At 66.4% G+C, this 23393-nt stretch carries 17 protein-coding genes, 1 pseudogene and 1 CRISPR repeat array; of the genes and pseudogenes, 17 read left to right on the top strand and 1 reads right to left on the bottom strand.

Translation table 11 applies throughout. The annotated features are described in order from the left end of the window. Positions 1–288 precede the first annotated feature (288 nt). Genes cas9 through cas2 form a run of 3 tightly spaced genes read left to right on the top strand, consistent with a single transcriptional unit; the run spans position 289 to position 4817 of the window. The gene (gene cas9 / locus ACWPKK_RS18175) at positions 289–3516 is read left to right on the top strand and encodes a type II CRISPR RNA-guided endonuclease Cas9 (RefSeq protein WP_452006942.1); all 3228 of its coding nucleotides are present in this window, start codon (positions 289–291) and stop codon (positions 3514–3516) included. Continuing rightward, on the top strand, positions 3516–4478 hold the full coding sequence (gene cas1 / locus ACWPKK_RS18180; protein ID WP_452006944.1) for a type II CRISPR-associated endonuclease Cas1: 963 nt from the start codon (positions 3516–3518) through the stop codon (positions 4476–4478). The genes cas9 and cas1 overlap by 1 nt, the downstream gene beginning before the upstream one ends. 33 nt (positions 4479–4511) lie before the next feature. Further along, a complete protein-coding gene (gene cas2, locus ACWPKK_RS18185) occupies positions 4512–4817 on the top strand; it encodes a CRISPR-associated endonuclease Cas2 (protein ID WP_452006946.1) in 306 nt (101 codons plus the stop codon). Between the two features lie 74 nt (positions 4818–4891). Beyond that, positions 4892–5653: direct repeats of the CRISPR family, unit length 36 nt; unit sequence AGTGTAGCCGATGGGAAACCGTGGTCCAGCCGCAAC. A gap of 232 nt (positions 5654–5885) precedes the next feature. Here cas2 and ACWPKK_RS18190 read toward each other — a convergent pair. Continuing rightward, positions 5886–6016, bottom strand: a pseudogene (locus ACWPKK_RS18190) (IS3 family transposase); the annotation flags it as partial. Between the two features lie 186 nt (positions 6017–6202). Here ACWPKK_RS18190 and ACWPKK_RS18195 point away from each other — a divergent pair. From ACWPKK_RS18195 to ACWPKK_RS18260, 14 genes are all read left to right on the top strand, one after another. Continuing rightward, on the top strand, positions 6203–6841 hold the full coding sequence (locus tag ACWPKK_RS18195) for a hypothetical protein (RefSeq protein ID WP_324871228.1): 639 nt from the start codon (positions 6203–6205) through the stop codon (positions 6839–6841). Next, positions 6838–7464 (top strand): papain-like cysteine protease family protein, encoded by a 627-nt coding sequence (locus ACWPKK_RS18200; RefSeq protein WP_452006949.1) that lies wholly within the window; start codon positions 6838–6840, stop codon positions 7462–7464. The genes ACWPKK_RS18195 and ACWPKK_RS18200 overlap by 4 nt, the downstream gene beginning before the upstream one ends. Beyond that, positions 7457–8374: a hypothetical protein gene (locus ACWPKK_RS18205; RefSeq protein ID WP_452006951.1), complete on the top strand. Its 918-nt coding sequence runs from the start codon at positions 7457–7459 to the stop codon at positions 8372–8374. The genes ACWPKK_RS18200 and ACWPKK_RS18205 overlap by 8 nt, the downstream gene beginning before the upstream one ends. A gap of 16 nt (positions 8375–8390) precedes the next feature. Beyond that, positions 8391–8789, top strand: a complete 399-nt coding sequence (locus ACWPKK_RS18210) for a hypothetical protein (protein WP_324871231.1) — start codon at positions 8391–8393, stop codon at positions 8787–8789. Positions 8790–8837: 48 nt separating this feature from the next. Next, positions 8838–10241: a hypothetical protein gene (locus ACWPKK_RS18215; RefSeq protein ID WP_452006953.1), complete on the top strand. Its 1404-nt coding sequence runs from the start codon at positions 8838–8840 to the stop codon at positions 10239–10241. Further along, positions 10238–11260, top strand: coding sequence for a polyprenyl synthetase family protein (locus tag ACWPKK_RS18220; protein WP_324871233.1), 1023 nt, complete (start codon positions 10238–10240; stop codon positions 11258–11260). The genes ACWPKK_RS18215 and ACWPKK_RS18220 overlap by 4 nt, the downstream gene beginning before the upstream one ends. Before the next feature lie 21 nt (positions 11261–11281). Next, positions 11282–13147 (top strand): hypothetical protein, encoded by a 1866-nt coding sequence (locus ACWPKK_RS18225; RefSeq protein ID WP_452006956.1) that lies wholly within the window; start codon positions 11282–11284, stop codon positions 13145–13147. 4 nt (positions 13148–13151) lie between these two features. Continuing rightward, a complete protein-coding gene (locus ACWPKK_RS18230) occupies positions 13152–15707 on the top strand; it encodes a hypothetical protein (RefSeq protein ID WP_452006958.1) in 2556 nt (851 codons plus the stop codon). Positions 15708–15831: 124 nt separating this feature from the next. Next, entirely contained in the window at positions 15832–16020 is a 189-nt protein-coding gene (locus ACWPKK_RS18235) for a hypothetical protein (RefSeq protein ID WP_452006960.1), read from the top strand. Between the two features lie 336 nt (positions 16021–16356). Next, on the top strand, positions 16357–17118 hold the full coding sequence (locus tag ACWPKK_RS18240; protein ID WP_452006962.1) for a calcium-binding protein: 762 nt from the start codon (positions 16357–16359) through the stop codon (positions 17116–17118). Positions 17119–17189: 71 nt separating this feature from the next. Beyond that, entirely contained in the window at positions 17190–18968 is a 1779-nt protein-coding gene (locus tag ACWPKK_RS18245; protein ID WP_452006964.1) for a type I secretion system permease/ATPase, read from the top strand. After that, entirely contained in the window at positions 18965–20293 is a 1329-nt protein-coding gene (locus tag ACWPKK_RS18250; RefSeq protein ID WP_452006966.1) for an HlyD family type I secretion periplasmic adaptor subunit, read from the top strand. Before ACWPKK_RS18245 ends, ACWPKK_RS18250 begins: the two co-directional genes overlap by 4 nt. A gap of 197 nt (positions 20294–20490) precedes the next feature. After that, on the top strand, positions 20491–22101 hold the full coding sequence (locus ACWPKK_RS18255) for a BTAD domain-containing putative transcriptional regulator (protein WP_452006968.1): 1611 nt from the start codon (positions 20491–20493) through the stop codon (positions 22099–22101). A gap of 65 nt (positions 22102–22166) precedes the next feature. Continuing rightward, positions 22167–23393 (top strand): ISAzo13 family transposase, encoded by a 1227-nt coding sequence (locus ACWPKK_RS18260; RefSeq protein WP_452006970.1) that lies wholly within the window; start codon positions 22167–22169, stop codon positions 23391–23393.

A 23393-nucleotide genomic window follows, 5' to 3' on the forward strand; every position in this document is an offset into this window, starting at 1 on the left:
CTGTCGGTTGCCTGCTATACCACCAGGGTCCTGTAAGAACGCACTTGTTCTGCCGGAGTAAAAAAGGTAGATTCCGATGCAGAGCTACTCCCGTCACGAGTAGCCTGCCCGACCTCGGGTGACGGCGAGGGTCGGTGGCGGACCCGAAGCTGGCTGACGCTAAGAGTGTGGATCAGAACCGGTCTGAGGTTGAGAGAAATCAACGGCTTCAGCCCATCAGAACCGGGTTTTGATAGACACTGTAAGTCGTCAGCCAGCATCCGCCGAAAAAACTGGAGGAAGTCAACCATGCAGCCTTACCGCCTTTCCCTTGATCTCGGCACCGCTTCCCTTGGCTGGTGCGTGCTGGACCTTGATCATGACGAAAAGCCGAAGAGCATCCGGCGCATGGGCGTGCGCATCTTCACCGATGGACGCAATCCCCAGGACAAGACTTCGCTGGCGGTGGCGCGGCGCATCGCGCGGCAGATGCGTCGGCGGCGCGACCGGACGCTGGTGCGCCGCGCGCGGCTGATGGCGGGGCTGATCCGCTTCGGCCTGATGCCGGGCGACCGGGCGGCGCGCAAGGCGCTGGAGCGGCTCGACCCTTACGAGCTTCGCACCCGTGGGCTGACCGAACGGCTGGAGCCGCAGGAGATCGGCCGCGCGCTGTTCCACATCAACCAGCGCCGCGGCTTCAAGGCGATGCGCGGCACCGGCGACGAGGAGGAGGCCGGCAAGATCCGCTCCGGCATCGACCGGCTGGACATGCAGATGGCGGAGGCCGGCACGCCGACGCTGGGCGCCTTCTTCGCGTGGCTGCGCGCGAACGGGCGCAGCGTGCGCGCCCGGCTGGTCGGCCGGGGCGCCAAGGCCGAATACCCCTTCTACCCGGCGCGGCCGATGCTGGAGGCGGAGTTCGATGCGCTGTGGGCGGCGCAGGCGCGCCATCACCCGGACCTGTTGACGGAGGAGGCGCGGACGACCCTGCGCCAGCGCATCTTCCACCAGCGCCCGCTGAAGCCGCCGCAGGTCGGCAAATGTTCCCTGATCCCCGAGGACGAGCGTGCCCCGCGCGCGCTGCCCTCGGCGCAGCGGTTCCGTCTCTACACCGAACTCGCCAACCTGCGGATCATCATGCCGGACCGCAGCGAGCGGCCCCTGACCATGGAGGAACGCGACCTGATCCTGCGGGCGGCGCGCGCGAAGCCGGCCCGCAAGGCCATCGGCTTCAAGGATATCCGCAAGGCGCTGAAACTCGGCTCCGACATCGGGTTCTCCCACGAATCCACCCGCCGGCCGGAACTGGCGACCGACGAGACCTCGGCGGTGCTCGCCGACAAGAAGCGCTTCGGCCCGCGCTGGGGGCGGCTGACCCTGGCCGAGCAGGACGAGGTGGTCGAGCGGCTGCTGTCGGAGACCGACGACGGGGCGCTGATCGACTGGCTGGTCGCGCGTTGGGATCTGGAGCCGGACGCCGCGGCCCGTGTCGCCGACGCGCGGTTGCCCGACTTTCACCTGCGCGTCGGCCGGAAGGCCCTGGCCGCGCTGCTGCCGGTGCTGGAGTCCGAATCGCGCGAGGGACGGCCCATCCGCTATGACGAGGCCGTGCCCGTCGCCTTCCCCGGCTCCCACCATTCGGACCGCCGGCCGGGCGAGCGGCTCGACCGGCTTCCCTATTACGCGAAGGCTCTGGAGCGCCACGTCGCCTTCGGCACCGGCAACCCCGGCGACCCGGAGGAGAAGCGGCTCGGCCGGCTCGCCAACCCGACGGTTCACATCGGGCTCAATCAGGTCCGGACGGTGGTCAACGCGCTGATCGACCGCTACGGCCCGCCGCACGAGATCGTGGTGGAACTGGCGCGCGAGGTGAAGCAGACCCAGGAAAAGCGTCGCCGGACGGAAAAGGAGCAGGCGGAAAACCAGCGCCGGAACGAGGAGCGCAAAGCCCTGCTGCGCAGCGTCAACGCGCCGGTCAATGGCCGCAACCTAATGAAGCTCCGCCTGTGGGAAGAGCAGGGGGCCGGGGTCAACCGCCGCTGTCCCTACACCGGCGAGACCATCGGGCTGGAGTTGCTGCTGTCGGAAAAGGTGGAGATCGACCACATCCTGCCCTTCTCCCGCACGCTGGACGACAGCGCCGCCAACAAGGTGGTCTGTCCGGCCGCCGCCAACCGCGACAAGCGCAACCTGACGCCTTACGAGCGCTGGCACGGCGACGAGGCGCGCTGGTCGCGGATTCTCGGCTGCGTGGAGGACCTGCCGGAAAACAAGCGCAAGCGCTTTTACCCGGATGCCATGAACCGCTGGGACGGGGAAGGCGGCTTCCTCGCCCGGCAGATCACCGACACGCAATATCTGGCCCGACTGGCGCGGGAATATCTGCGCCATGTTTGTCATCCCGACCGCGTGCGCGTCTCGCCGGGGCGGCTGACCGCCATGCTGCGCCGGCGCTGGGGCGTCGATTCAATCCTGCGTGACCACAACCGCGGGGGCGGCGAGGTGCCGGTCGACGCGACCTTCGCCAAGAACCGCGACAACCACCTGCACCACGCGCTGGACGCGGCGGTGATCGGCTGCATCGACCAGGGCATGGTGCAGAAGCTGGCCCAGGCGGCGTCGCGCGCGGAGGATCTGGGGCTCGACCGCCTGATGGACGACATCGACGATCCCTGGGACGGCTTCCGCGACGAACTGGCCGCCCGCGCGCGCGGCGTGACCGTCTCGCACAAGCCGGAGCACGGCACCGGCGGCCGCCTGCACGAGGACACGGCCTATGGCCCGACCACGGAGGCGGAGCGGGCGGACGGCTTCAACCTTGTCTACCGCAAGCCGCTCGACGGGCTGACGGAGAAGGAGGTCGCGCGCATCCGCGCCCCCGACCTGCGCAAAGCCATGCAGGAGCGCGTCGCCTTCCACCGGAACGGCCCTGACCGGCTGGACGCCAAGCAGGCGGTGGCGAAGGCCGCGGAGGATCTGGCGGCGACCGAACCCTGGGTCGGCATCCGGCGTGTCCGCCTGCTGGCCAAGGAGGCCGATCCGATCTGGCTCGCCGGGCCGGACGGTGAACCCTACAAGGGGCTGATAGCCGGCGACGTGCACCACATCGACATCGTGGCGCTTCCGGATGGCCGCTGGGCCGGGCGCGCCGCCACCCTGTTCGAGGCTCGCCGCACCGCCTTGCCGGATGGCCGTGCCGCACCCTATGTGCCGGCCGACGGCGAGCGCTTCGTCATGCGCCTGCACAAGGGCGACCTTGTCAGGCTGGACCATGACGGGCGCCTGCGCATCATGCGCGTGGCCCGGCTGGAGCCCGCCAACAACCGCCTGCGCATGGTCGAGCATGTGGATGCCGGGGAACTGGACAAGCGCCACGCCGATCCGGACGATCCGTTCCGCTGGCTGATCGTCGCCTTCGACAAGCTGCGCACGCGCAAGGCGCGGCGGGTGACCGTCGATCCGTTGGGCACGGTGCGCGATCCCGGTTTCCCGAAATGGGCGGCGTTGCCCGTTTCCGGCGAGGCGGAGCCCGCCTGATGACCGGCCGCATCGTCGAGATCGCCGAGGATGGCCGCCACCTGTCGCTGTCGCGCGGCTTCCTGGTGGTGGAAGGGCAAGGGCGGGAGATCGGGCGCGTCCCGCTCGACGACATCGGGGCGGTGGTGGCGAACGCCCATGGGCTGACCTACACCAACAACCTGCTGCTGGCCCTGGCGGAACGCGGCGTCATGGTGGTGCTGTGCGGGCCGAACCATGTGCCGGCGGCCTTCCTGTGGCCGGTGGACGGGCACCATGTGCAGGCCCAGCGCATGCGTGCCCAGCTGAACGTTTCGGTGCCGCAGACCAAGCGCCTGTGGCAACTGCTGGTGCGCGCGAAGGTCCGCCAGCAGGGTGCGGTGCTGGAGGCGCGCGGCGCGCCGGCCGGCGCGTTCGAGGCGCTGGCTCGCAAGGTGCGCTCCGGCGACCCCGACAACATCGAGGCGCAGGCGGCGCGCCGATACTGGCCGCTGCTGTTCGGAGACGATTTCCGGCGCGATTCGGAGGCCGGCGGTGTCAACGGGTTATTGAACTACGGCTACGCCATCCTGCGCTCCACCGTGGCGCGGGCGGTGATGGGGGCGGGGTTGCACCCCACGCTTGGCCTGTTCCACCGCAACAGGGCCAATCCGCTGTGCCTGGTGGACGATCTGATGGAGCCTTTCCGCCCCTTCGTCGACCTCGCCGTGGCCCGGCTGGCCGATGCGGGGCACGAAGCGGTGACGCCGGACACCAAACGATTCCTGGCGCTTGTCCCGTCACTCGACCTGCCGACGGCGGAGGGGACCACGCCGCTGTCCACGGTGGTGATGCGGGCCGCGACGTCGCTGGCGCAGGCCTATGAAAAGGGGGAAGCGGCGCTCGACCTTCCGGCCGGGGAAGGCAGCAAAGCCTGGGCGCCGATGCCTTTGGAGTGGCCTGCACCCCCACCCGCGCGGTTGAACGTGCCGCAACCGGCCTGACGGGCCGCGGCGATGTTGAGCGGATACCGGATCATGTGGATGATGGTGCTGTTCGACCTGCCGGTCCTGACCAAACGCGAACGCAAGGCCGCGACGACCTTCCGCAAGTTCCTGCTGGACCAGGGCTTCGAGATGTCGCAGTTCTCCGTTTATCTCCGCCACTGCGTCGGCAAGGAGCAATCGGAAGCGCTGACCCGCCGAATCGAGAAGGCGGTTCCACCCACGGGCAAGGTGCACATCGTCTTCATCACGGACAAGCAGTATGAAACCATCGTGTGCTTTGATGGCCGAGTCCGTCAGCCCTCTCGGAAAAATCCGGAGCAATACGTTCTTTTCTGACCGCCCAAGCGGCGGAATCGAGGCAGTGGAGTGGCGGGATAAGGCATTTTTTTCAAAGCCTTACCCCGCCATGTAGTGTAGCCGATGGGAAACCGTGGTCCAGCCGCAACGATGTCGAAGTCATCCCGCCGGAGGAAATCAGTGTAGCCGATGGGAAACCGTGGTCCAGCCGCAACTGGATCAGGTCGCTCATGCGGCAGCTCCGTAGTGTAGCCGATGGGAAACCGTGGTCCAGCCGCAACGGCTGGACGTTGCCGGCGCCGTCATCTGCGAGTGTAGCCGATGGGAAACCGTGGTCCAGCCGCAACCACCGGCTTGTCCTTGAAGCGCTTCAGGTCAGTGTAGCCGATGGGAAACCGTGGTCCAGCCGCAACCGACTGGTTGTCCAGCCGCCAGGGCGTCTCAGTGTAGCCGATGGGAAACCGTGGTCCAGCCGCAACTGGGGCGCAAGATGTGGGCATAGCGATCGAAGTGTAGCCGATGGGAAACCGTGGTCCAGCCGCAACACCGTCACGCTGGCCCACTTCGACGGGCTGAGTGTAGCCGATGGGAAACCGTGGTCCAGCCGCAACTGGGGCGCAAGATGTGGGCATAGCGATCGAAGTGTAGCCGATGGGAAACCGTGGTCCAGCCGCAACACCGGCACCGAGCGCGAGGCGCTGCTGGTCAGTGTAGCCGATGGGAAACCGTGGTCCAGCCGCAACCCAAGACGCCGAGGGCCGCTGGTACCGCGGAGTGTAGCCGATGGGAAACCGTGGTCCAGCCGCAACCCAAGACGCCGAGGGCCGCTGGTACCGCGGAGTGTAGCCGATGGGAAACCGTGGTCCAGCCGCAACTGGGCTGGTAGAGGCGTGATCGGCAGCACAAGAGTACGGTATGACCGTTCCGCTACCAATTCCATGGCTGCCGGCCACTTCGCGGCAACCGTCGCCTATTGGTTATGAGTCCGGGCCTCACGGCGCCATTGCGGCCCAGGTCAGTTCGGGCGCGGGAAATTGATGCACAACACGGCGCATTGACGGAGTTGGCGCCAACCGGTCGCCGATCGCTGTACACACCGCTTTGCCCCCGTGTCGCCTCCAGGCCCATACCGTTCATCAGCCGGGCCGCCCGGTGCAGGGTGCCACGTCGATGCCCTTTCGCTGCAACTGCCGCCACACTTTGCGTACCCCATAAACCCGGGAATTTGCGTCCCGGACCCATCAGCCGCGCAGCCTGGCGCCATTCATCAATGCGCTTAAAGACCACACGACCATCAATCCCATAAATGGATTTTCTCACGATATACACAGCTTTAAATGCATTTTTTGGCGCTATACAATCGCGCTTGACTAAATAAAATGGCATAGATACCCTTTTTACGCGTACAAATTTGGGGCCAAAACATGCAATCCGATCCGTTTGCCACTTTGATCAATCAAATACTGCAAGGCCTTACTCAGCAGCTGAATGGGGAGATAGGACCTGCCATCCGGTCGGCCGGGTATGATCCTTACAACAACGTGGCCTCCGGGTCTGCCAGCATCGGGATCGGCAGCGCCTCCTATTCTGTCAATGACCTTACGGGTGTATCGTCTTTGCAGATCACAGACTTGGTGGCGACCAACATCACCGCCTCCGGGACCAACATCAGCGGTCAGGTGAATTTCCAAGCCGTGCTGAACAGCCCTTTGAGTGCCAATTTGGGCGGCAGTGTTGAGGTATGGCCGATCGACATCGGCGTGTCGGGCAACATCCGGATCACCGGCTGCTCGATCTCCGGCTCCGCCCAGCTCAATGCCAGCATCAGCAACAATCAACTCTGCCTCAATTCGATCAGCAACCTGAGCGCGTCCTTCAATTACAACGACGCGTCGATCTGGATCAACGACCTGGGCGTGCTGAACTACCTGCTGTCGCCGTTGGAGAGCCTGATCCTCGACGCCGCCAAGGGTGCGATCCGCAACCTGATCTCCTCCCAGATCGACAGCATCGTCGCTCAGCAGATCGGCCAGCGCCTGCCGCAGTGCGCGTCGCTGGGATGAGGCTGCGGATCGAGCCCCTGGTCCGGACCGCGCAGCGGATCGGTCCCCTGCACCCGGTTGCGGGAACGGCACCCGCAGGGGATGGACGGCAGCTCGAAGTCGCGCTGGAGCGGCAAAGCCGTGGCAACTGGTGCTGGTCCGCCGTCACCTGCGCGGTCGCCGCCCATTACGGCGACCGCTCCTGGACACAGGAACGGCTGGCTTGGCGCATCCTGGCGATCGACGATGTGCGGCCGGACCGGGAGCCGCCGCGGGCACTGCTGGAAGACGAGAAGTACAACCAGCAGGCAGCCCTGGAGCGCACGCTCCGCTATGTCAACTGCCTGGCCGGCTGGAGCAGCGGCCGCCCGCCGTTCCGGCGCCTGATGCGCGAGCTGGACGAGAGCCGCCCCGTCGCCGTCGCCATCCGCTGGCGCTCCGGGCAGCAGCATTACGTGCTCGTGGACGGCTACCGCCGCGCCGAGCGCGCGATCACAGTCGCGGACCCCCAGCGCGGGCGAAGCGAAGTGTCCTTCGACGACTTCCCGCTCCGGTACCGGGACGGCGGCGACTGGACGGAAACCTATTGGACACACAGTCCTTACCAGATGCCGCACCAGGAAGGGGAGCTTCACGATGAGTAGCTACGACATCGCGCTGGTGTTGGACGCTGGCACCCTGAATACGGGAATGTCACAGCTGTATGCGAACAGCAGCGCCCAGAAAACCCTGTTCCAAGGGACCGATCCGGTCGGCCAGCAGGGCGTCACCAGCATCGACTGGCAAATCGGCTCCGCGCCGCAGTTCGTCCTGTCACCGCCGACGGCGAACCAATGGAACGACCAGTACACCTTCACCCCATCGGGGCAGAAGCCGGCCAATCCGACTGACCAGATGTTCCAGGTGACGCTGTCGTCGGTCTCCACCACCATCAACATGCAACAGGGCTCGCCCGTCCCGCTGACCTTCAACATGACGGTGTTCGCCCAGGTGGGCATCGCCAATGGCCAGGTGCAGCTCAGCAACGTAGCCGTGCTTCCCACCAACCCCACAGCCGTGCAGCAGCTTTTCCTCGAACTGGCCGCGGGCATCGTCTACAGCAAGGTGCAGACCCTGCTGCAGGGCTACCAGATCCCGTCGAGCATCCCGGTGGAGGGGCAGGACTTCACCCCGCCCGTGATGACGGTGACGAACGGATATCTGGTCCTGGCCAGCAACCTGGTCGCCAACGGCACGCCGGACATCGCGGGCGTCCAGTGGCCGCAGCAGCCGCTGGGCGTGCTGGTCGGCCGCAATCTGCTGACGGCGCTGCTCGCCCAATACAACAGCGCGATCCAGCAGGAGCTGAGCAAGGCCACGGTCAACGTCAGCAACAGCAACTGGACGGGCAGCTACTCGTTGTCCGGCGGCATCACCAACGCCAGCGTCGCCGTCGCCTCCACCCTGCCCAACGTGAACGTGACGGCGACCTTCTCCGCCACGGCCGACGTCGGCGTGTCCTGGTGGCTGGTGCCGGGCGCCTGCGCCCTGGAAGCCGCCTCCAACCTCCTCTGACGACGGGAATGCCTCCATGGTTGATTTCGCGCAAGCCACATTCTCGACCACCCCGACCCCGCTGACCATCACAGTGGCGCCCACCGTGTCGGGCTCGAACACGGTGCAGCTCCAGCTGCAGCCGTTGCCCAGCTTTCAGATCAACTACGCGCCGTCGGGCAGCGGCTGGCAGAAGTTCAATGCCTCGGTGCTGGAGAACGCGGCGACCACGATCATCGCCGTGCTCAACCCCTTCATTTCGTCCGCCGTCCAGACGGCGGCGCAGAAACAGCTGAACGAGAACGCTTCCTTCACCGTGCCGACCATCCCGATCAGCTTCGATGGGATCAACCTGCAGCTGGCGCCATCGAGCCTCAACATATCGACCGCGGACGCCGACCACGTCCTGGTCACGGCAACCGTCAACATCAGCTGACCGCGCGGCGCCAGACCGCATCAAGCAATCCGAATCGGAGAGACGTTCATGAACGCTGACATGCGTGCCCTCGACGCCGGCTGGAATCGGCCGGGCGGCGCCCCCCTGCGTGCCGCGCTGCCTGACGGGATCACCCTTGACGACATACCGGCGCTGCCGCTGGCGCGCGCGGCGGACATGCCGGCCCATGCCGGCTTCGCCCGCGGCTCGCTGGGGGTGGAACTGGCCGGATTGCGGCTGGAACTGGCGGACAGCGCCGTGTCGGCCCAGCGCAGCCAGGATGCCCTGGGGCGTGACGTGCTGGAGGTCCGCATCCAGGACATCCGCCTGCGCGGCCGGCAGACCCTGCAGGGCACCCGGATCTGGGAGTCCGGGCTGGATGGCGCCGGCACCGGCCTGCCGCTGAACACGCGGCGGCGCGGCGGTGCCGACCAGGACGCGCACCCCACCTGGATCACCACCGCCAACGAGCAGCGTGCGGCCCTGCAGAACGTGCCGGGCGGCAACGGCGCCGCCCTGCTGTCCACCTATTCCAACCACCGGGCCGCCTTCAACGACGTGTTCACGGATCCGAACGGCTATGCCTTCCAGATCGGCTGGGGCACGCCGGAGATCTCGGACATGGCCAACGACACCAACACCGCCCTGACCGCCACCGTCCCCGCCGGCGGCTCGACAGGCGGCTCGGCCAGCGGTCCCGTGGTGAACGACCCCAACAAGATCTATGGGACGACCACCTACAACGGCAACGCGCAGAACCAGCAGTTGGCCCTGATGACCACGCTGGCCGCCATGGCCAGCTTCGCCAACCCGAACAACCCTACGGACCCCACCAACCCCTACAATCAGGCGGCCGCGGCGACGCTGACGTTCTCCAGCAGCATCCTGGGCAACACCCAGACGCAGAAGATCGCCGACGTGCCGTCCATGGACAAGCAGGGCGTCTACAACCTGGTGCAGACCGGCACGCCGGCCCAGCCGCATTCGGTGGACGACGTGCACGCCCTGCTCAACGGCAATCCGATCGGCGGGCGCGACTCCGAGGGCAAAAGCTGGACCATGTGCCTGGGCGAGGACGAGCGGGCCTTCGTCCGCCGGATGCAGGCGGACATCGCCGAGCACATCGCCCGCCTTGCCGCCCAGAAGCCCGTCGACCTGGTTTCCGGGCAGCTGGAGGCCGAGCTGGCCTGCTATGTCTACCTGCAGTTCGGCACGCGGGAGGACGGCGAGCCCTGCCTGCTGGACGGGCGGGTGGAGCTGGACGGCTTTGACCTGGACATCGACGACGGCGGCTGGGACGCTGCGTTGGGCGCCGGCCTGGCGCAGGACGCCCGCGAGGCGCTTGGCGAGGCGCGCTTCGTCAAGAGCCTGCTGCACGACCGCATCGCCGACACCCTGGAGCGCGCCCTCGTGCAGCCGATCGCCAAGGCCGTGCTGGGCAGCGGGTCGTGAGGATCGCCTCGGGGGCCCGCGACCCGGTCGGCACCATCCTGCAGGACCTGATGGCCGCCGACATGGCGGGGTTCGAGCGCGAGTTGTCCGCCGCGCTCGAACCCCAGGAGGGCTACCTGTCCGATGCCGAGATGGCGCTGTACCAGGGCGGAAAGAAGCTGCGCCCGCTGATGCTGCTGCTCACGGCGCGGCTGTTCCAGGCGGAGGGGCCGTTGCCGGTGAAGGTGCTGCGCGCCTCCGCCTCGCTGGAGATGCTGCATGTCGCGACCCTGATCCACGACGACATCGTCGACCACGCCTCGTTGCGGCGGGGCCAGCACAGCGTCAATGCCGCCCGCGGCACCGAGATGGCCATCCTGATCGGTGACATGCAGTTCCTGCAGGCGGTGCGCTGCTTCGTCGACGCCATCGAGGACCAGGAGGACATGCAACTGGTCAAATGGGTGCTCGATTCCGCCTTCGACATCTGCCGCGGCGAGATCGACGAGATGACCACGCAGCCCTTCTGGCATCCGGACTCCCTGCTCAGCCGCTACCTGACGACCATCGACCGCAAGACGGCGGTGCTGTTCGGACTGGCCTGCGAGTCCGGCGCGGCCCTGATGCGGGCGCGCACGTCCGAGCTGCGCCGCCTCGGATCGTTCGGGCGGTACATGGGGCGGGCGTTCCAGATGATGGACGACATCTTCGACCTCGCCCATTCCGACGAGGAGGCCGGCAAGCGCAAGGGCATCGACCTGCACCAGCGTCGCATCACCCTGCCCATCATCCACGCCATGCGGCTGTTCGGCGACATGCATCCCATGGTGCGCTACCTGCGCAGCCAGGAAACGCCGCCCACCGAGCAGATCAACGCCTGGGTGGACGAGATCCGCCGCTCGGACGCTTTCACCCTTGCCTATGCCCAAGCGCGCGACACCGCCCTCCAGGCCGTGCAGTTCCTGGACGGCCTGCCGCCAGGGCCGCACCTGAAGGCGCTGCGCGACATCACCATGCACGCGGTCAACCGACCCTACTGACCTTCGTCCCGGGAGTACGTCATGGGCCTGTATTTGTTCAATTTCGTCTACAACACGCTGATGCAGAAGGCGAACGACGGCTCGCCGGGGAATGGCCTGTTCCTGCCCAAAGCCCTCGCAGGCATGACGGACAACAACCAGCAGCCTTACCTGCCCTTGCAGGAGAGCCTCTGGACGCTGAACAACATCGGCGGCTCGGCCGCCATTTCCAACGACCTCGCCACCAGCTGGTTCAACGCGTTCTTCCTGGCCTTGCGGGGCTTGAGCATGAAGACGCCCTCCGGCGCCATCACGCAGCAGATGATCGACGACGCGGGCGCGGCTGTCACATACATCATGGGAAAACAGCTGCGCGTCGTGGCGCTGCCCGGTGCGGGCGTGAATCTGGTCGCCACGAACATCGACATCCAAGGGCTGGCGAACATCAAGATCAGCGGCCAGCCGCCGCTGGTCACCTCGAACAACCAGGGCTACCAGGCACAGATCGCCCTCAACCTGAACGCCTACCCCGACAACGGCGCCAGTTGGTCGCAGCCCCTGGCCCTGTCCGGGTCAGAGCAGGGCACCGACACAAACAACGGGACGGCCTTCCAGGGGTTGGGCTTCGTCCTGACCCAGACGCTCTGCTTCGTCGACAAGTCCGGCACCGTGGTGGCGCCCCCGCCCAGCCTGGGACTGACCCCGTCCGCGGCGAACCCGAACGGCTTCGATTGCAGCGCCACCGGCACCGCGCTGCTGACGCTGACGAACGCCCAGGTGCTGGCCAACGGCACGGTCACCGTCGCGTCCCCGCCGGCGCTGCAATTCTCGCTCAACTCCCTCGACCTGGCGGCGGTGCAGGGGGCGGTCCCGACCTTCACCCTGCAGAACCTGGACTACCAGAGCCTGACGCCCGTCCCCTTCCCGCAGGCGATCTCCGCGGCGGCCTTCTATCCGCTCTGGACCGGGTTCTTCAAGCAATTGATCGCCACGAACGACGCGGCGCAGATGCTGACGAACCAGATCAACGGCGCGCTGATGTCCCCGGACAACATGGCGCAGGTCGCGAACCTGCTCACCAGCCAGATCTCCAGCGCCCTCGACACCATCTTCGGCAGTACCCAGGTCGCCGACAGCACGGTGGACACGGACGCCAACGACGTCGACAAGTACATCTTCGACCGGGCCCGGGGCGCGCTGAACGACCCCAGCGGCTATGTCTATGTCCCCACCGTGATCCTGGGCTCCAAGTCGCCGCAGCTGGATCCCTTCACGGCGACGAACCTGTCCATCGGCGGCCCGTTCAGCACGTCCGTCCTGGGCCAGTCGGTCCAACTCAGCAACATTTCCTTGGCCAATTTGGTGATCAACGGCCTGTCCAACGTGATCGCCCCGCCGAACAGCACCATCTTCGGCGTCAACCAGCAGGCCACGGCGACCCTGCTGCTGGGCGAGGTCCCGGCGGGGACCCAGGTGAACGTGAACGACCAGAAGGTTACCGTGCCGTCGCCGCCGGTCACGGCCTCGACGCCGTTCAGCCTCGACATCCAGGTGAACCAGAACCAGCCGATCCCGATCAGCGGCACGCTGAACATCAGTCTGGTCAACAACAGCGGCACCTTCGGCGTGACGACCTCGCTCTACTCCGACGGCGACACCCCCCAACAACTGGCGCTGACCTATACGCAGGTCACCCTGGTGGCCGGCTCCGGCGACGTGACCCTGGCCATAACGCTGCCTCCGGAAGACCAGCAGTTCCAAATCTTCATCAACGCCTTCCTGGGGCAGGACGCGCTGATCCAGGCCATCATCGGCGCCATCAACGACTACATCGGCCAGAACCTGGGCCAGATCAGTCAGGCCGCGACGCAGTTCGCGCAGAACGCGCTGAACAACCTGGGGAAGTGAGACCATGGCCTCGAACATCTATGCGACCCTGCAAGGCCTGCTTCAAACCAGCGCCGGCACCCAGGCCCTCCAACTTGCCCATGACCAGTTCCCCGGCCCGGTCCAGACCGCGATCAGCGACTACCTGAACGGCATCACGCTGCAACTGGGCAGCGAGGCAACCCTGAAGGTGGACCCGTCCACCCGGCAGCTCGAACTGCAGGCACTGGTCGGGACCGCCAGCATCGACCTGCAGGCCACGGCCAGCGGAGCCACCCTGACCCTGGCCAGCACGAAGTACAGCGGCGCCCAGGTGGTGCTGACCTTCAGCGACGTGGACGGGGGTGTGGCGCTGACCCTCGACGCCACCATGGGGAACAGCCTGCAATGGCCGTTGCAGGCGGCATGGCCGCAGCTTCTGGACTGGACGCCGGCGAACCAGGCGGCCCTGGCGAACGGCCAACTCCACCTGACCTACGGCAGCGGAAACCTGGACTTCGTCGGCCAGGGCTCGCTGGCCTATGGAAGCCAGACCTTCGCCGACGCCGAGCTGCGCGTGCAGTACGAGGGCGGCCAGACCGGCGTGCTGGTGGGCGTGGTCGTCCCGCAATGGTCCCCCGGCTCCCTCTGGCCGGCCCTCTCCGCTTTGACCTTCAGCAACAGCGGGTTGGTCGTGTCCACCGTGGCAGGCAAATCCACCAGCCTGTCGTCGCTGGGCCTGCTGGACGTGAAGTCCGTTCCGGCCTTGGGGGCGGATTTCGACATCGCCCCCGGATTCCTGTTCTTCACCTCGCTGAAGCTGACCGACAGCCTCGCGGCCATCGCCGGCTTCATGGGCAACGTGTCGCAGCTCGACCTGTTCGCCGCCTACGCCCAGGGGACCGGGGCGACGACGGTGAAGGCGGTGCTGAACGACAGCTTCAGCGCCATGAACAATGGCATCTTCCAGTTCGATGGCTTCACCCTGGAATGGAGCGACCCGGCCCAGGGCAACAGCAGCATCAGCGCCACCGCCGCCGGCACGTTCCACCCCGACGCGGGCACGGCCATCGACCTTTCCCTGACCGGCAGCATCATACCGGCCGAGGGCGATTTGAACCTGACCGTCAGCCTGACGAACTGGGCCAAGCCCTTCGGCCTGGAGACGCTGACCATCGTGGAACTGGACGGCGGCGTCACCATCGGCGCAGAGGCCGCCGGCGTCACCCTGTCCGCGGATGGCGACCTGAAGCTGCAGAACCCGAACGCGCCGCAGTACGAGTTCGAGGTCGGCTTCGAGGTCGAGGTGGTCGATTTCGAGGTCCCGAATGGGATCGCGGTCTGGACCAAGGCGGACCAGGCCCCGATGACCCTGTCCAATGTCCTCGAGGCTGCCTTTGCGCTGGACTTCTCCCCCGCCACCCTGCAGGCCCAGGGCGAACCGGAAGTGGCCGACGTGGTGGCCTTCCTGGACGAGGTGATCAGCATCACCCAGTTCACCTTCTGGTTCGTCGAGGGCGCCCAGCTCAAGAAGATCGGCGACCGTGGCCCCTTCCCGGCGGGCTTCGGCCTTCAGGCCCAGTTCACGCTCCTCGGGCAGGAGAACGTCCTGGTCTCGGCGACCCTGGCCGAGCAGGCCAACCCCAAGGCCGGGTTCTCCGGCTACGTCATCCTGCAGCAGCCGGTCTCCTGGGGGTCGGTGTTCATGCTGTCGGGCTGGGATCCGACGGCCCAGAAGCCGACCAGCCAAGGGCCGGAACTGGCCATCGCGGCCACGCCGGCGGGTATCGTGGTGCCGGGCGTCAACAACAGCCAGCCGGTCCGCTTCTACTCGTCCATGTACCTGAAGTTCCTGGACGTGGTTGAGGACCACCTCTACGCCCTTGCCACCACCGACAACCAGTTCCAACTGGACTACGCGGTGCAGGAGGGCACGCCCGCCGCCGGTTGCGGCACCTGGAGCGGGGACAGCATCACCTTCCTGCTCAACCCCAGCCAGTACCAGCTCGGCGCTTCCTTCGGCTTCAACTTCGGTTGGCAGAACCTGACCTGGGACGGCATCACCCTGTGGGGTGTCACCCTGGTGCCCAAGGTGGCGCTGCCGAACTTCAGCGTCGCGGCCGGGTTGGCCTTCCAGGCGTCGAAGCAGAGCCTCGTGGTGAACGGGTACTTCGACTTCGAGCTGCTGGGCCTCTCCTTGGCCCTGGGCAGCCAGGCGTCCCCCGTGTCCCTGGTGAACGTCAACGTGCAAGGGATCATCGACAGCCTGAAGGACGTGGCCGGCCACGTCCTCGACACCGTCAAGCAGGAAGCTTCGGCCCTGATGCAGGCAGCACTTGCCGACCTGAATGCCTTCCTCGCCTGGGCCAAGAGCCAGTGGAAGAACCTCGTCGACGGCCTGAAACTGGTCGGCCAGATCCTGCAGAACCAGTTCAAGCAGCTGGGCAAGGACTTGGCGCAGCTCCTTCAGGGGCTGGGCGCGGCGGCGGCCTATGTTCAGCAGGCGATGGTCGCGTTGGGCTACAAGCTGGAGGAGGTGGCCGGCTGGTTGAGCGACCTGTTCGGCTGCCCGATCTCCAAGGCGGCCGGATCGCTTCCCTGACCATTCGCCTCCGTCCGGTAGCGCGCCGGCTTTCCTTCAGGGACTTGCCGGCGCTGGGGCAGGTGGGTAGGCCGCCTGCCCCGGGGTCTATTCGGCCGGGCACACGGTCTGGACTCGCCCGGGCGTGGAGCAGCGTCTGGCACTGTGGGAGCGCAATTTCCTGCGCAAGCCCTTTGGTCTCGCCCCGGACGTGGACCTTGCCCGCCTTGCCCGCGAGCATGAAATCGCCGGCGGCGCCATCATCAACATCCTGCGTTTCGCCTGCATCCGCGCCATGGTCCGCAAATCCCCAGAGCTGAGCCAACACCGGTAGGGCATTCCTCTCCCCCACAGTGGAGGCGATCCTCTACGTCAGCTCCGCGCCCCCAAGCAAGCTGGGCAAAGGCTGACAGAAACCACCAAGGGAATGCTGAAACCTGTTGATCTTCAATCTCCTCGATAAAGGTCATCAGGAATGAAGTGATTGTTATCACTGGAGATCAGGCCGAAAGGTTGTCAGTGGAAGCGATTGTGATTTTCACGCAAGTTTTACGGTCCATTTGACCGCCGTCTCACGATGCCCCGGCAGATTGGCTTTGACACCGCACAGTCCTCCGTCGGGAGGCAGGTGGATCAGCAATAGCCGAAGTTTATCGAAGGAGACATCCTCATGGCCATCATCCGTGATTTTCGTGGCAGCAGCATCGTCAGCGGCACGGCATTCGCCGATCAGATCTTTGCCAATGACGGCAACGACACCCTGCGCGGCGGCGGCGGCAACGATACCCTGAATGGGGGGATCGGCACCGACATGGCCGACTACAGCACGGCAGGGATCGGCGTCAACGCCAATCTCCAAACCGGAGTTGGTAAGTCCGGCAGCGAAAACGATCTGTTCACTTCCATTGAAAATCTGGGGGGCTCCGCCTTCGCCGACACATTGGCGGGAAACGGGTTGAACAACAGCCTGGCCGGCAATCAGGGCAACGACACGCTGCTTGGCGGTGGTGGACAGGATGTCCTGACCGGCGGCACCGGAAACGACTTTCTCGGCGGCGGCAGCGGGAACGACACCCTGTTCGGCGGGGCAGGCCGCGACATCATGGAAGGCGACAGCGGCAACGACCGGTTCGGGTACACTGCACCGTCCGACATGGGCACCGGCCTCAGCCGCGACGAGATTCGGGATTTCACCCGGGGGGCGGACAGGATCGACGTCTCGGCCCTCGATGCGGCCCAGTCGCTGGCTGGAAACCAGCCCTTCACCCTGGTTGGGCAGGCCAACTTTACCGCCGAAGGGCAGGTGCGCTACTTCAGCGTCAGCACCGGAACGGTCGTTCAGTTCAACACCCTCAACGGCGATGGTGCCGATGGGGAGATCTTCCTTGAAGGAGCCTTCGGCAGCCTCTCCGCGTCCGACTTCCTGCTCTGATCGTGCCTGGACCCAGCCGGAAAGCTCCGGCTTGGTTCCTTCGCGACCAGCCCTCTGATGGGAGGACGAGGATGAAGGTTTCATGCGGCACTCCCTGCACGAATTTGCTGTCAGCGGCCCTACGCGGATGCCGAAGCTCCTATCTGGCGGCGGGCGGTCTCAGCCTGCTGATCAACCTGCTGACCCTGACGGTCCCGCTTTACATGATGCAGGTCTATGACCGGGTACTGTCGAGCGGCAGTCTGGATACGCTCCTCCACCTCACCCTCGTGGCCGTGGCGGCGCTTGGTCTCCTTTCGATTCTCGACGCGGTGCGCGGGCGTGCGCTCGGCCGGGTCGGGCTGTGGCTCGAACACGCCCTGTCTCCCCATGCCCTTGCCCGTGCGCTGGAGGCGGCGCTGTCCGGCGATGGCAATGATTCTCAGGCGCCGCGCGACCTTGCGGCGCTACGGACGGCACTGGGTGGCGCCGTGACGCTTGCGCTGATGGATGCGCCGTGGGTGCCGGTTTATCTGGCGCTCATCTATGTGCTGCACCCGGTGCTGGGTCACACGGCATTGGCAGGGGTGCTGCTGCTGGTCGCTGCGGCGGCGCTCAGCGATCGTGCGACCAGGAGCTTCAGTCAGTGCGCCACCGCTATGGTGACGGACGGCCTGCGGCAGATCGAGAACGGAGTGCGCAACGCTTGCGTCGTGGACGCAATGGGCATGCTGCCTGCCTTGGTCGCACGCTCTCTCGCAGGCCGGGACGAACGCATGGCCCATCAGACGATAGCCAGTGATCGGGCGGCCCTGCTTTGCGCGTTGTCGCGCTGCGTCCGGCAGGGTGTGCAGGTTGCCCTGCTCGCCGCCGGCGCTTGGCTGGTGGTGCGGCACGAGGTGAGCGGCGGCACCATGATGGCGTCCTCGCTGGTCATGGGACGGGCGCTTGCCCCTGTCGAGCAGGCGATCGCCTCATGGCGGCAGGTGACCCAGGGCCATGCAGCCTATCGACGCCTGAACTCCCTCTTCGCTCGCCCTGCAAAGCGGTTCGGCCGCTCGCGGCTGCCCATGATGCAGGGTCGGCTTACGGTCGAAAACCTCACCTGCGCGGTGGGGGGCACGACCATCTTGCGAGGTGTATCCTTCTCTCTGGCGCCCGGCGAGGCTTTGGCCGTGGTCGGCCCGCCGGCGGCCGGTAAATCGACGCTGGCGCGCCTGCTGGTCTCCGGGCATCGCAATCCGGCGGCCGGCACAGGTGGCAGAGTGCGCATAGACGGTGCGGACATCCAAGACTGGTCCCCCATCGTCCGGGGTGAGTATCTCGGTTATCTGCCCCAGGAGGTCGGGCTGTTTTCCGGGACGGTCGGCGAGAACATCGCGCGGATGGCCGAGCCCGATCCGACACTGCCTGTCAATGCCGCACGCCGGGCTGGGCTTCACGAGATCATTCTACGCATGCCGAATGGGTACGACACCGCCATCGGGGAGTCCGGCGCCTTGCTCTCGATTGGGCTGCGTCAGCGTGTCGGGCTTGCCAGGGCATTCTATGGCAATCCGCGGCTCATCGTTCTCGACGAACCAGACGCATACCTGGATGCGGAGGGCGAGGCGGCCCTGGCCCATGCGATCGCCGGCGCCAAGAAAGACGGAGCGGCCGTCATCATCATCGGCCACCGTCCGAGGATTCTGGAGCAGACCGACCGGGTGATGGTCCTGAGAAACGGCTTTGTCGAATTGCTAGGCCCGCGCCAAGCCGTGCTCGACCGCCTTGCTGCACACAACGTCACAGCCCTCCGTCCGCGCCCACCCGTCGCGACGGCCGGCATCCGGTCCACCGGTCCATGGGATGCGGAAGGAGAATCAGCATGACGCATGCCATCGCCTCAGCTCTGCCAGCCCTCCCTCTGGGAAAGGCGCCTGTGCGCGGGACCTTGTTTGCCGGGGCCGCGGCGGCCCTGCTCGGTTTCGGCGGCTTTCTCGGGTGGAGCATGAGCGTTCCGCTGGCGAGCGCCGTGGTGGTGACCGGCACGGTCCAGGCCGACAGCAACCGCAAGACCATCCAGCATCTCGACGGCGGCATCGTTCGTGACCTGCTGGTCCGTGACGGAGACCGTGTCGATGCCGGCCAGCCATTGGCGCGCATGGACGAGGTCGAGAACCGTGCCCGATCCGACATGCTGGAGCGCCAGCATTGGGCTCTTCTTGCCGAGGAGGTGCGGCTTCGGGCGGAACGGGATGATCGGCCGGAACTCCACTTCCCAGAGGAGTTGACCGTACAACGCCATCGTTCCGACGTTGCCGAGATCCTGTCCACTCAGGATGGTCTGTTCTCCAGCCGCAACAGCCGGACCAAGGGGCAGATGGAGATCCTGCGCCAGCGCATCGCGCAGAACCAGGCACTGATCGCCGCGCTGGAGGTGCAGATCGCCGCGGGCGAGCGGCAGCGAGCACTTCTGGAGCAGGAAGAGACAACGGTGTTGGCGATGGTCGAGAAGGGGGTCGAGCGGCGCCCAAGGCTGCTTGCCCTGCAGCGTACGGCGGCCCAACTCGCCGGCGCTCAGGCCGAACATGCCGGGCGCATCGCCCAGTCGCTCGAGGTCATTGCCGAAGCCGAGTTGCAGCAGGCAGACCTCCGAAGGACACGCCATGCCGAAGCCGCCTTGGGACTGCGCGAGGTGCAGATGCGGCGCATCGAGCTGGCCGAAAAGCGCATGGCCGTGGCGGCGCGCCTGGCCCGCTCATCCGTGGTGGCGCCGGAAGCTGGGACGGTGCTGAATCTCCGCACCCACACCGCAGGGGGAGTAATCCCGCCCGGGGGCGCCATCCTCGACATCGTTCCGCGCGATGACCGGCTGGTGATCGCTGTGCGCATCCGGCCGGCGGACATCGATTCAACGCGTGTCGGCCGCCCGGCGCTGGTCGTGCTGACCGCCTACCCCGCCCGGACGGCACCGCGCCTGGACGGACGGGTCACGCATGTGTCCGCCGACACGTTGTCGGACGAACGGACCGGCGCACCCTATTTTCTCGCCCGTGTCGACGTTCCGCGCGCGCAGATCGAACAGGCCGGGCTGGACGACCTTCATCCCGGCATGCCGGCCGAGGTGTTGGTGACCGGACAGGAGCGCACCCTGTTCGATTATCTGGTTCAGCCGCTGACGGACAGCTTCAGGCGTGCGTTCCGCGAGGAATAAGGTGATGGCATTCCACACTTCACCATCAGTCTGCATAGGATGGGACCGCAACCTCTCCCTTTGGGTGGCGCGGTCGGTATAGCACCTCAACCCCGCTTGGGCGGTGGACGCCCGGGTGGCACATTTGGCTCATTGCATCGTTGGCCGCGGGCAAACTCTGGCCGGCCATGCTTCCGGCACCGAGCATGGGGGCAGCCATGGGGGTCTGGACGCTAACCCTGTTCGGTGGGTTCGAGCTGCGGACGCCTGCGGGCTCTCTGTTTCCCCTGACGGTCCGCAAGGCGATGGGCCTGCTGACATACTTGGCTCTTCGTCCGGATCAGGGACAATCGCGTGAGAAGCTTGCTGGCCTGCTGTGGGGCGACAGCGCCGACACCCAGGCGCGGAGCAGCCTGCGTCAGGTGATTGCCACTCTGCGCCGGGCGCATGACAGCGCTGGCATCCCGCTTCTCGCCGTGGATGGGGAGTGGGTGTCCCTGCCCCGCAACGCCGTCGACACCGATGTGGCGGCTTTCGAGGAGGCTCTCACGGCAGGGACGCCCGAAGCCCTGGACCGGGCGGCAACTCTTTATCGTGGTGAGCTGTTCGAAGGGTTGTCGCTGAACGCCGAAGGCTTCGACGAGTGGGTGAGGATCGAGCGCCAGCGCTATCGCGGGCTGGCACTCGGCACCTTGGCACAACGGCTCGATCAGGCCCTGGCAGATGGCATGCTGGAGGCCGGCCTGCAGACTGGATTGCGCCTGCTGGCTCTCGACCCTCTTCAGGAAGAAGCCCATCGCGCGCTGATGCAGCTCTATGCCCGGCAGGGGCGGCACACGGTCGCCCTTAAGCAGTACCAGATCTGCCGATCCATGCTGGAACAGGAGCTGGGCGTCGCACCCGAGCCGGAGACCGAGCAGCTGTACAAGACCATCCGCGAGCGCCGCCATGCCCGCGGCCGGCAGGAGGACGGGACACCACCCGCCGCAGCACCGGCAGAGATGAACAAGGAACGGACGACGAAGGAACGGACGACGGAGGAACCCGTCGCGGAGGTGCCGCCTTCCGACGACGCGGGCAGTCTGAACGGCGGCGGTCCGGAGATGCGCCATGTGACCGTCCTCTGCGTGCTGCTGGTCGGGCTGGAGCGCAACGGCGCCTCACTCGATCCCGAGGAGGCTCATGCCGTCGCCACCGGGCTGTTCGGCCTGATCGACGACATCGTCGCCGGTTATGGCGGAGAGACCCTGCGCCATGCTGGTGACACGGTGCTGGCGGCCTTCGGCGCGCGGCGGGCATTCGGCGACGAACCCTGGCGCGCGGTGCGGGTGGCGGCGGAGATCCATGAGGCGCTCAACACCTCTGCCGGACCCGCACCGTTGGCTGCCAGGGTGGGGATCGCGTGCAGCATGGCGGTGGTCGACGGCGCACCGAGGGAGGGGGGCGAGGGGCGGCTGGTCACCGGCCCGGCCATGCACGAAGCGCCCGGCCTCGCAATGCGTGCGGCCGGCGGCGAGACGCTGGTCTGCGACGGGGTCCACGGTGCGCTGGGCAAGCGCGCCGCAGTACAGCCGGCCACACCGGCGGAGGATGGGCGCAAGGCTTGGCGTGTGACCGGACTGCATCTGGTGGACACGGTTCTCCCACAAAGCCCGCTCATAGGACGGAAGGCGGAGCTTCGCCAGTTCGCTGCCGCGCTTGCCGCCTGTCGGGAAGGTGGCGGCGGCACCACGATCCAGATCCGCGGCGACCCCGGCATCGGCAAAAGCCGGCTGATCGAGGAGTTCAAGCGCCTTGCCGCTGCTAAGGAGCTGAGCCAAAATAGATGAATCGACCGGGCTTGCTGTGCGGTCGGGGATTCTCAGGGGGCGTCGGGGTCGGTAGACTCGTCGGCATGATTGATGAAGCCGTGCTGCGCCGCCAATATGCCCTTTTGCGTCCGAGCCTGGACGAGCGGGGCCGCCGTCTGTTCGCCGCCACCCAAGCGCAGGCGCTCGGCCGTGGCGGGATCGCCGCGGTGGCACGGGCCACCGGGATCGCACCGAGCACCATTGGGCGCGGTTTGAAGGAGATCGCCGCTGGCGTAGCGCCGTCTGGGCCACGGTTACGGCAGCCGGGCGGTGGGCGCAAGCGGTTGACTGACAGGGATCCGCTGCTGGAGCGCGCCCTGCTGGAGTTGGTCGGGCCGATGACGCTGGGCTGTCCGGAGCGGCCGTTGCTATGGGTGTCCAAGAGCCTGGAGAAGCTGGCGGCGGCCTTGCGGGACAGAGGTCATCGGGTGTCGGCCAACTCGGTGCGCCGCCTGCTGCGTCGGCTCGGCTTTTCCCGTCAGGGCAACCGCAAGGCCAACGAGGGGCGCGGCCATCCCGACCGCGACGCACAGTTCGAGCACATCAATGCCCAGGTGCTGACTTTCCAGGCCGCCGGCGCTCCGGTCATCTCGGTGGACACCAAGAAGAAGGAGTTGATCGGCCCCTACAAGAATGCTGGAACCGACTGGTGCCCCGAGGGGAAGCCGCGCCGAGTGAACGTGCACGACTTCGAAGACAAGGAGCGCGGCAAGGCCATTCCGTACGGCGTCTACGACGTCGCCGAGAACGCCGGGTGGGTGAGTGTCGGGGTGACCCACGACACCGCCCAGTTTGCTGTCCAGTCCATCCGTCGCTGGTGGCAGACGATGGGACAGGCCCGCTACCTGCAGGCCCGCACCCTGATGATCACCGCAGACGGTGGCGGCTCCAACGGCAGCCGGGTCCGGCTGTGGAAGGTGGAATTGCAGAAGCTGGCTGACGAAACCGGCCTGACCATCAGCGTCTGCCATTACCCGCCGGGCACCTCGAAGTGGAACAAGATCGAGCATCGCCTCTTCTGTCACATCTCGCAGAATTGGCGCGCTCGCCCACTGACCAGCCGGCTCGCCATCGTCGAACTGATCGCCGCCACCACCACCAAAACGGGCCTGACGGTTGCCTGCGAACTCGACACCGCAGACTACGCCAAGGGTATCAAGGTAGCAGACGCCGAGATGGACGCTCTCGCCATCACCCGAAACGCCTTCCATCCCGAGTGGAACTACAACATCGCTCCCCGAGCAGAGATAAACGCACTTATTTTGGCTTAG

The organism is Azospirillum largimobile, assembly GCF_977007025.2.

What these genes read in the sequence shown, in the direction of transcription:
- cas9 (WP_452006942.1), top strand. Translation starts at nt 289, where the DNA reads ATGCAGCCTTACCGCCTTTCCCTTGATCTCGGCACCGCTTCCCTTGGC.
- cas1 (WP_452006944.1), top strand. Translation starts at nt 3,516, where the DNA reads ATGACCGGCCGCATCGTCGAGATCGCCGAGGATGGCCGCCACCTGTCG.
- cas2 (WP_452006946.1), top strand. Translation starts at nt 4,512, where the DNA reads ATGTGGATGATGGTGCTGTTCGACCTGCCGGTCCTGACCAAACGCGAA.
- ACWPKK_RS18195 (WP_324871228.1), top strand. Translation starts at nt 6,203, where the DNA reads ATGCAATCCGATCCGTTTGCCACTTTGATCAATCAAATACTGCAAGGC.
- ACWPKK_RS18200 (WP_452006949.1), top strand. Translation starts at nt 6,838, where the DNA reads ATGAGGCTGCGGATCGAGCCCCTGGTCCGGACCGCGCAGCGGATCGGT.
- ACWPKK_RS18205 (WP_452006951.1), top strand. Translation starts at nt 7,457, where the DNA reads ATGAGTAGCTACGACATCGCGCTGGTGTTGGACGCTGGCACCCTGAAT.
- ACWPKK_RS18210 (WP_324871231.1), top strand. Translation starts at nt 8,391, where the DNA reads ATGGTTGATTTCGCGCAAGCCACATTCTCGACCACCCCGACCCCGCTG.
- ACWPKK_RS18215 (WP_452006953.1), top strand. Translation starts at nt 8,838, where the DNA reads ATGAACGCTGACATGCGTGCCCTCGACGCCGGCTGGAATCGGCCGGGC.
- ACWPKK_RS18225 (WP_452006956.1), top strand. Translation starts at nt 11,282, where the DNA reads ATGGGCCTGTATTTGTTCAATTTCGTCTACAACACGCTGATGCAGAAG.
- ACWPKK_RS18230 (WP_452006958.1), top strand. Translation starts at nt 13,152, where the DNA reads ATGGCCTCGAACATCTATGCGACCCTGCAAGGCCTGCTTCAAACCAGC.
- ACWPKK_RS18240 (WP_452006962.1), top strand. Translation starts at nt 16,357, where the DNA reads ATGGCCATCATCCGTGATTTTCGTGGCAGCAGCATCGTCAGCGGCACG.
- ACWPKK_RS18245 (WP_452006964.1), top strand. Translation starts at nt 17,190, where the DNA reads ATGAAGGTTTCATGCGGCACTCCCTGCACGAATTTGCTGTCAGCGGCC.
- ACWPKK_RS18250 (WP_452006966.1), top strand. Translation starts at nt 18,965, where the DNA reads ATGACGCATGCCATCGCCTCAGCTCTGCCAGCCCTCCCTCTGGGAAAG.
- ACWPKK_RS18255 (WP_452006968.1), top strand. Translation starts at nt 20,491, where the DNA reads ATGGGGGTCTGGACGCTAACCCTGTTCGGTGGGTTCGAGCTGCGGACG.
- ACWPKK_RS18260 (WP_452006970.1), top strand. Translation starts at nt 22,167, where the DNA reads ATGATTGATGAAGCCGTGCTGCGCCGCCAATATGCCCTTTTGCGTCCG.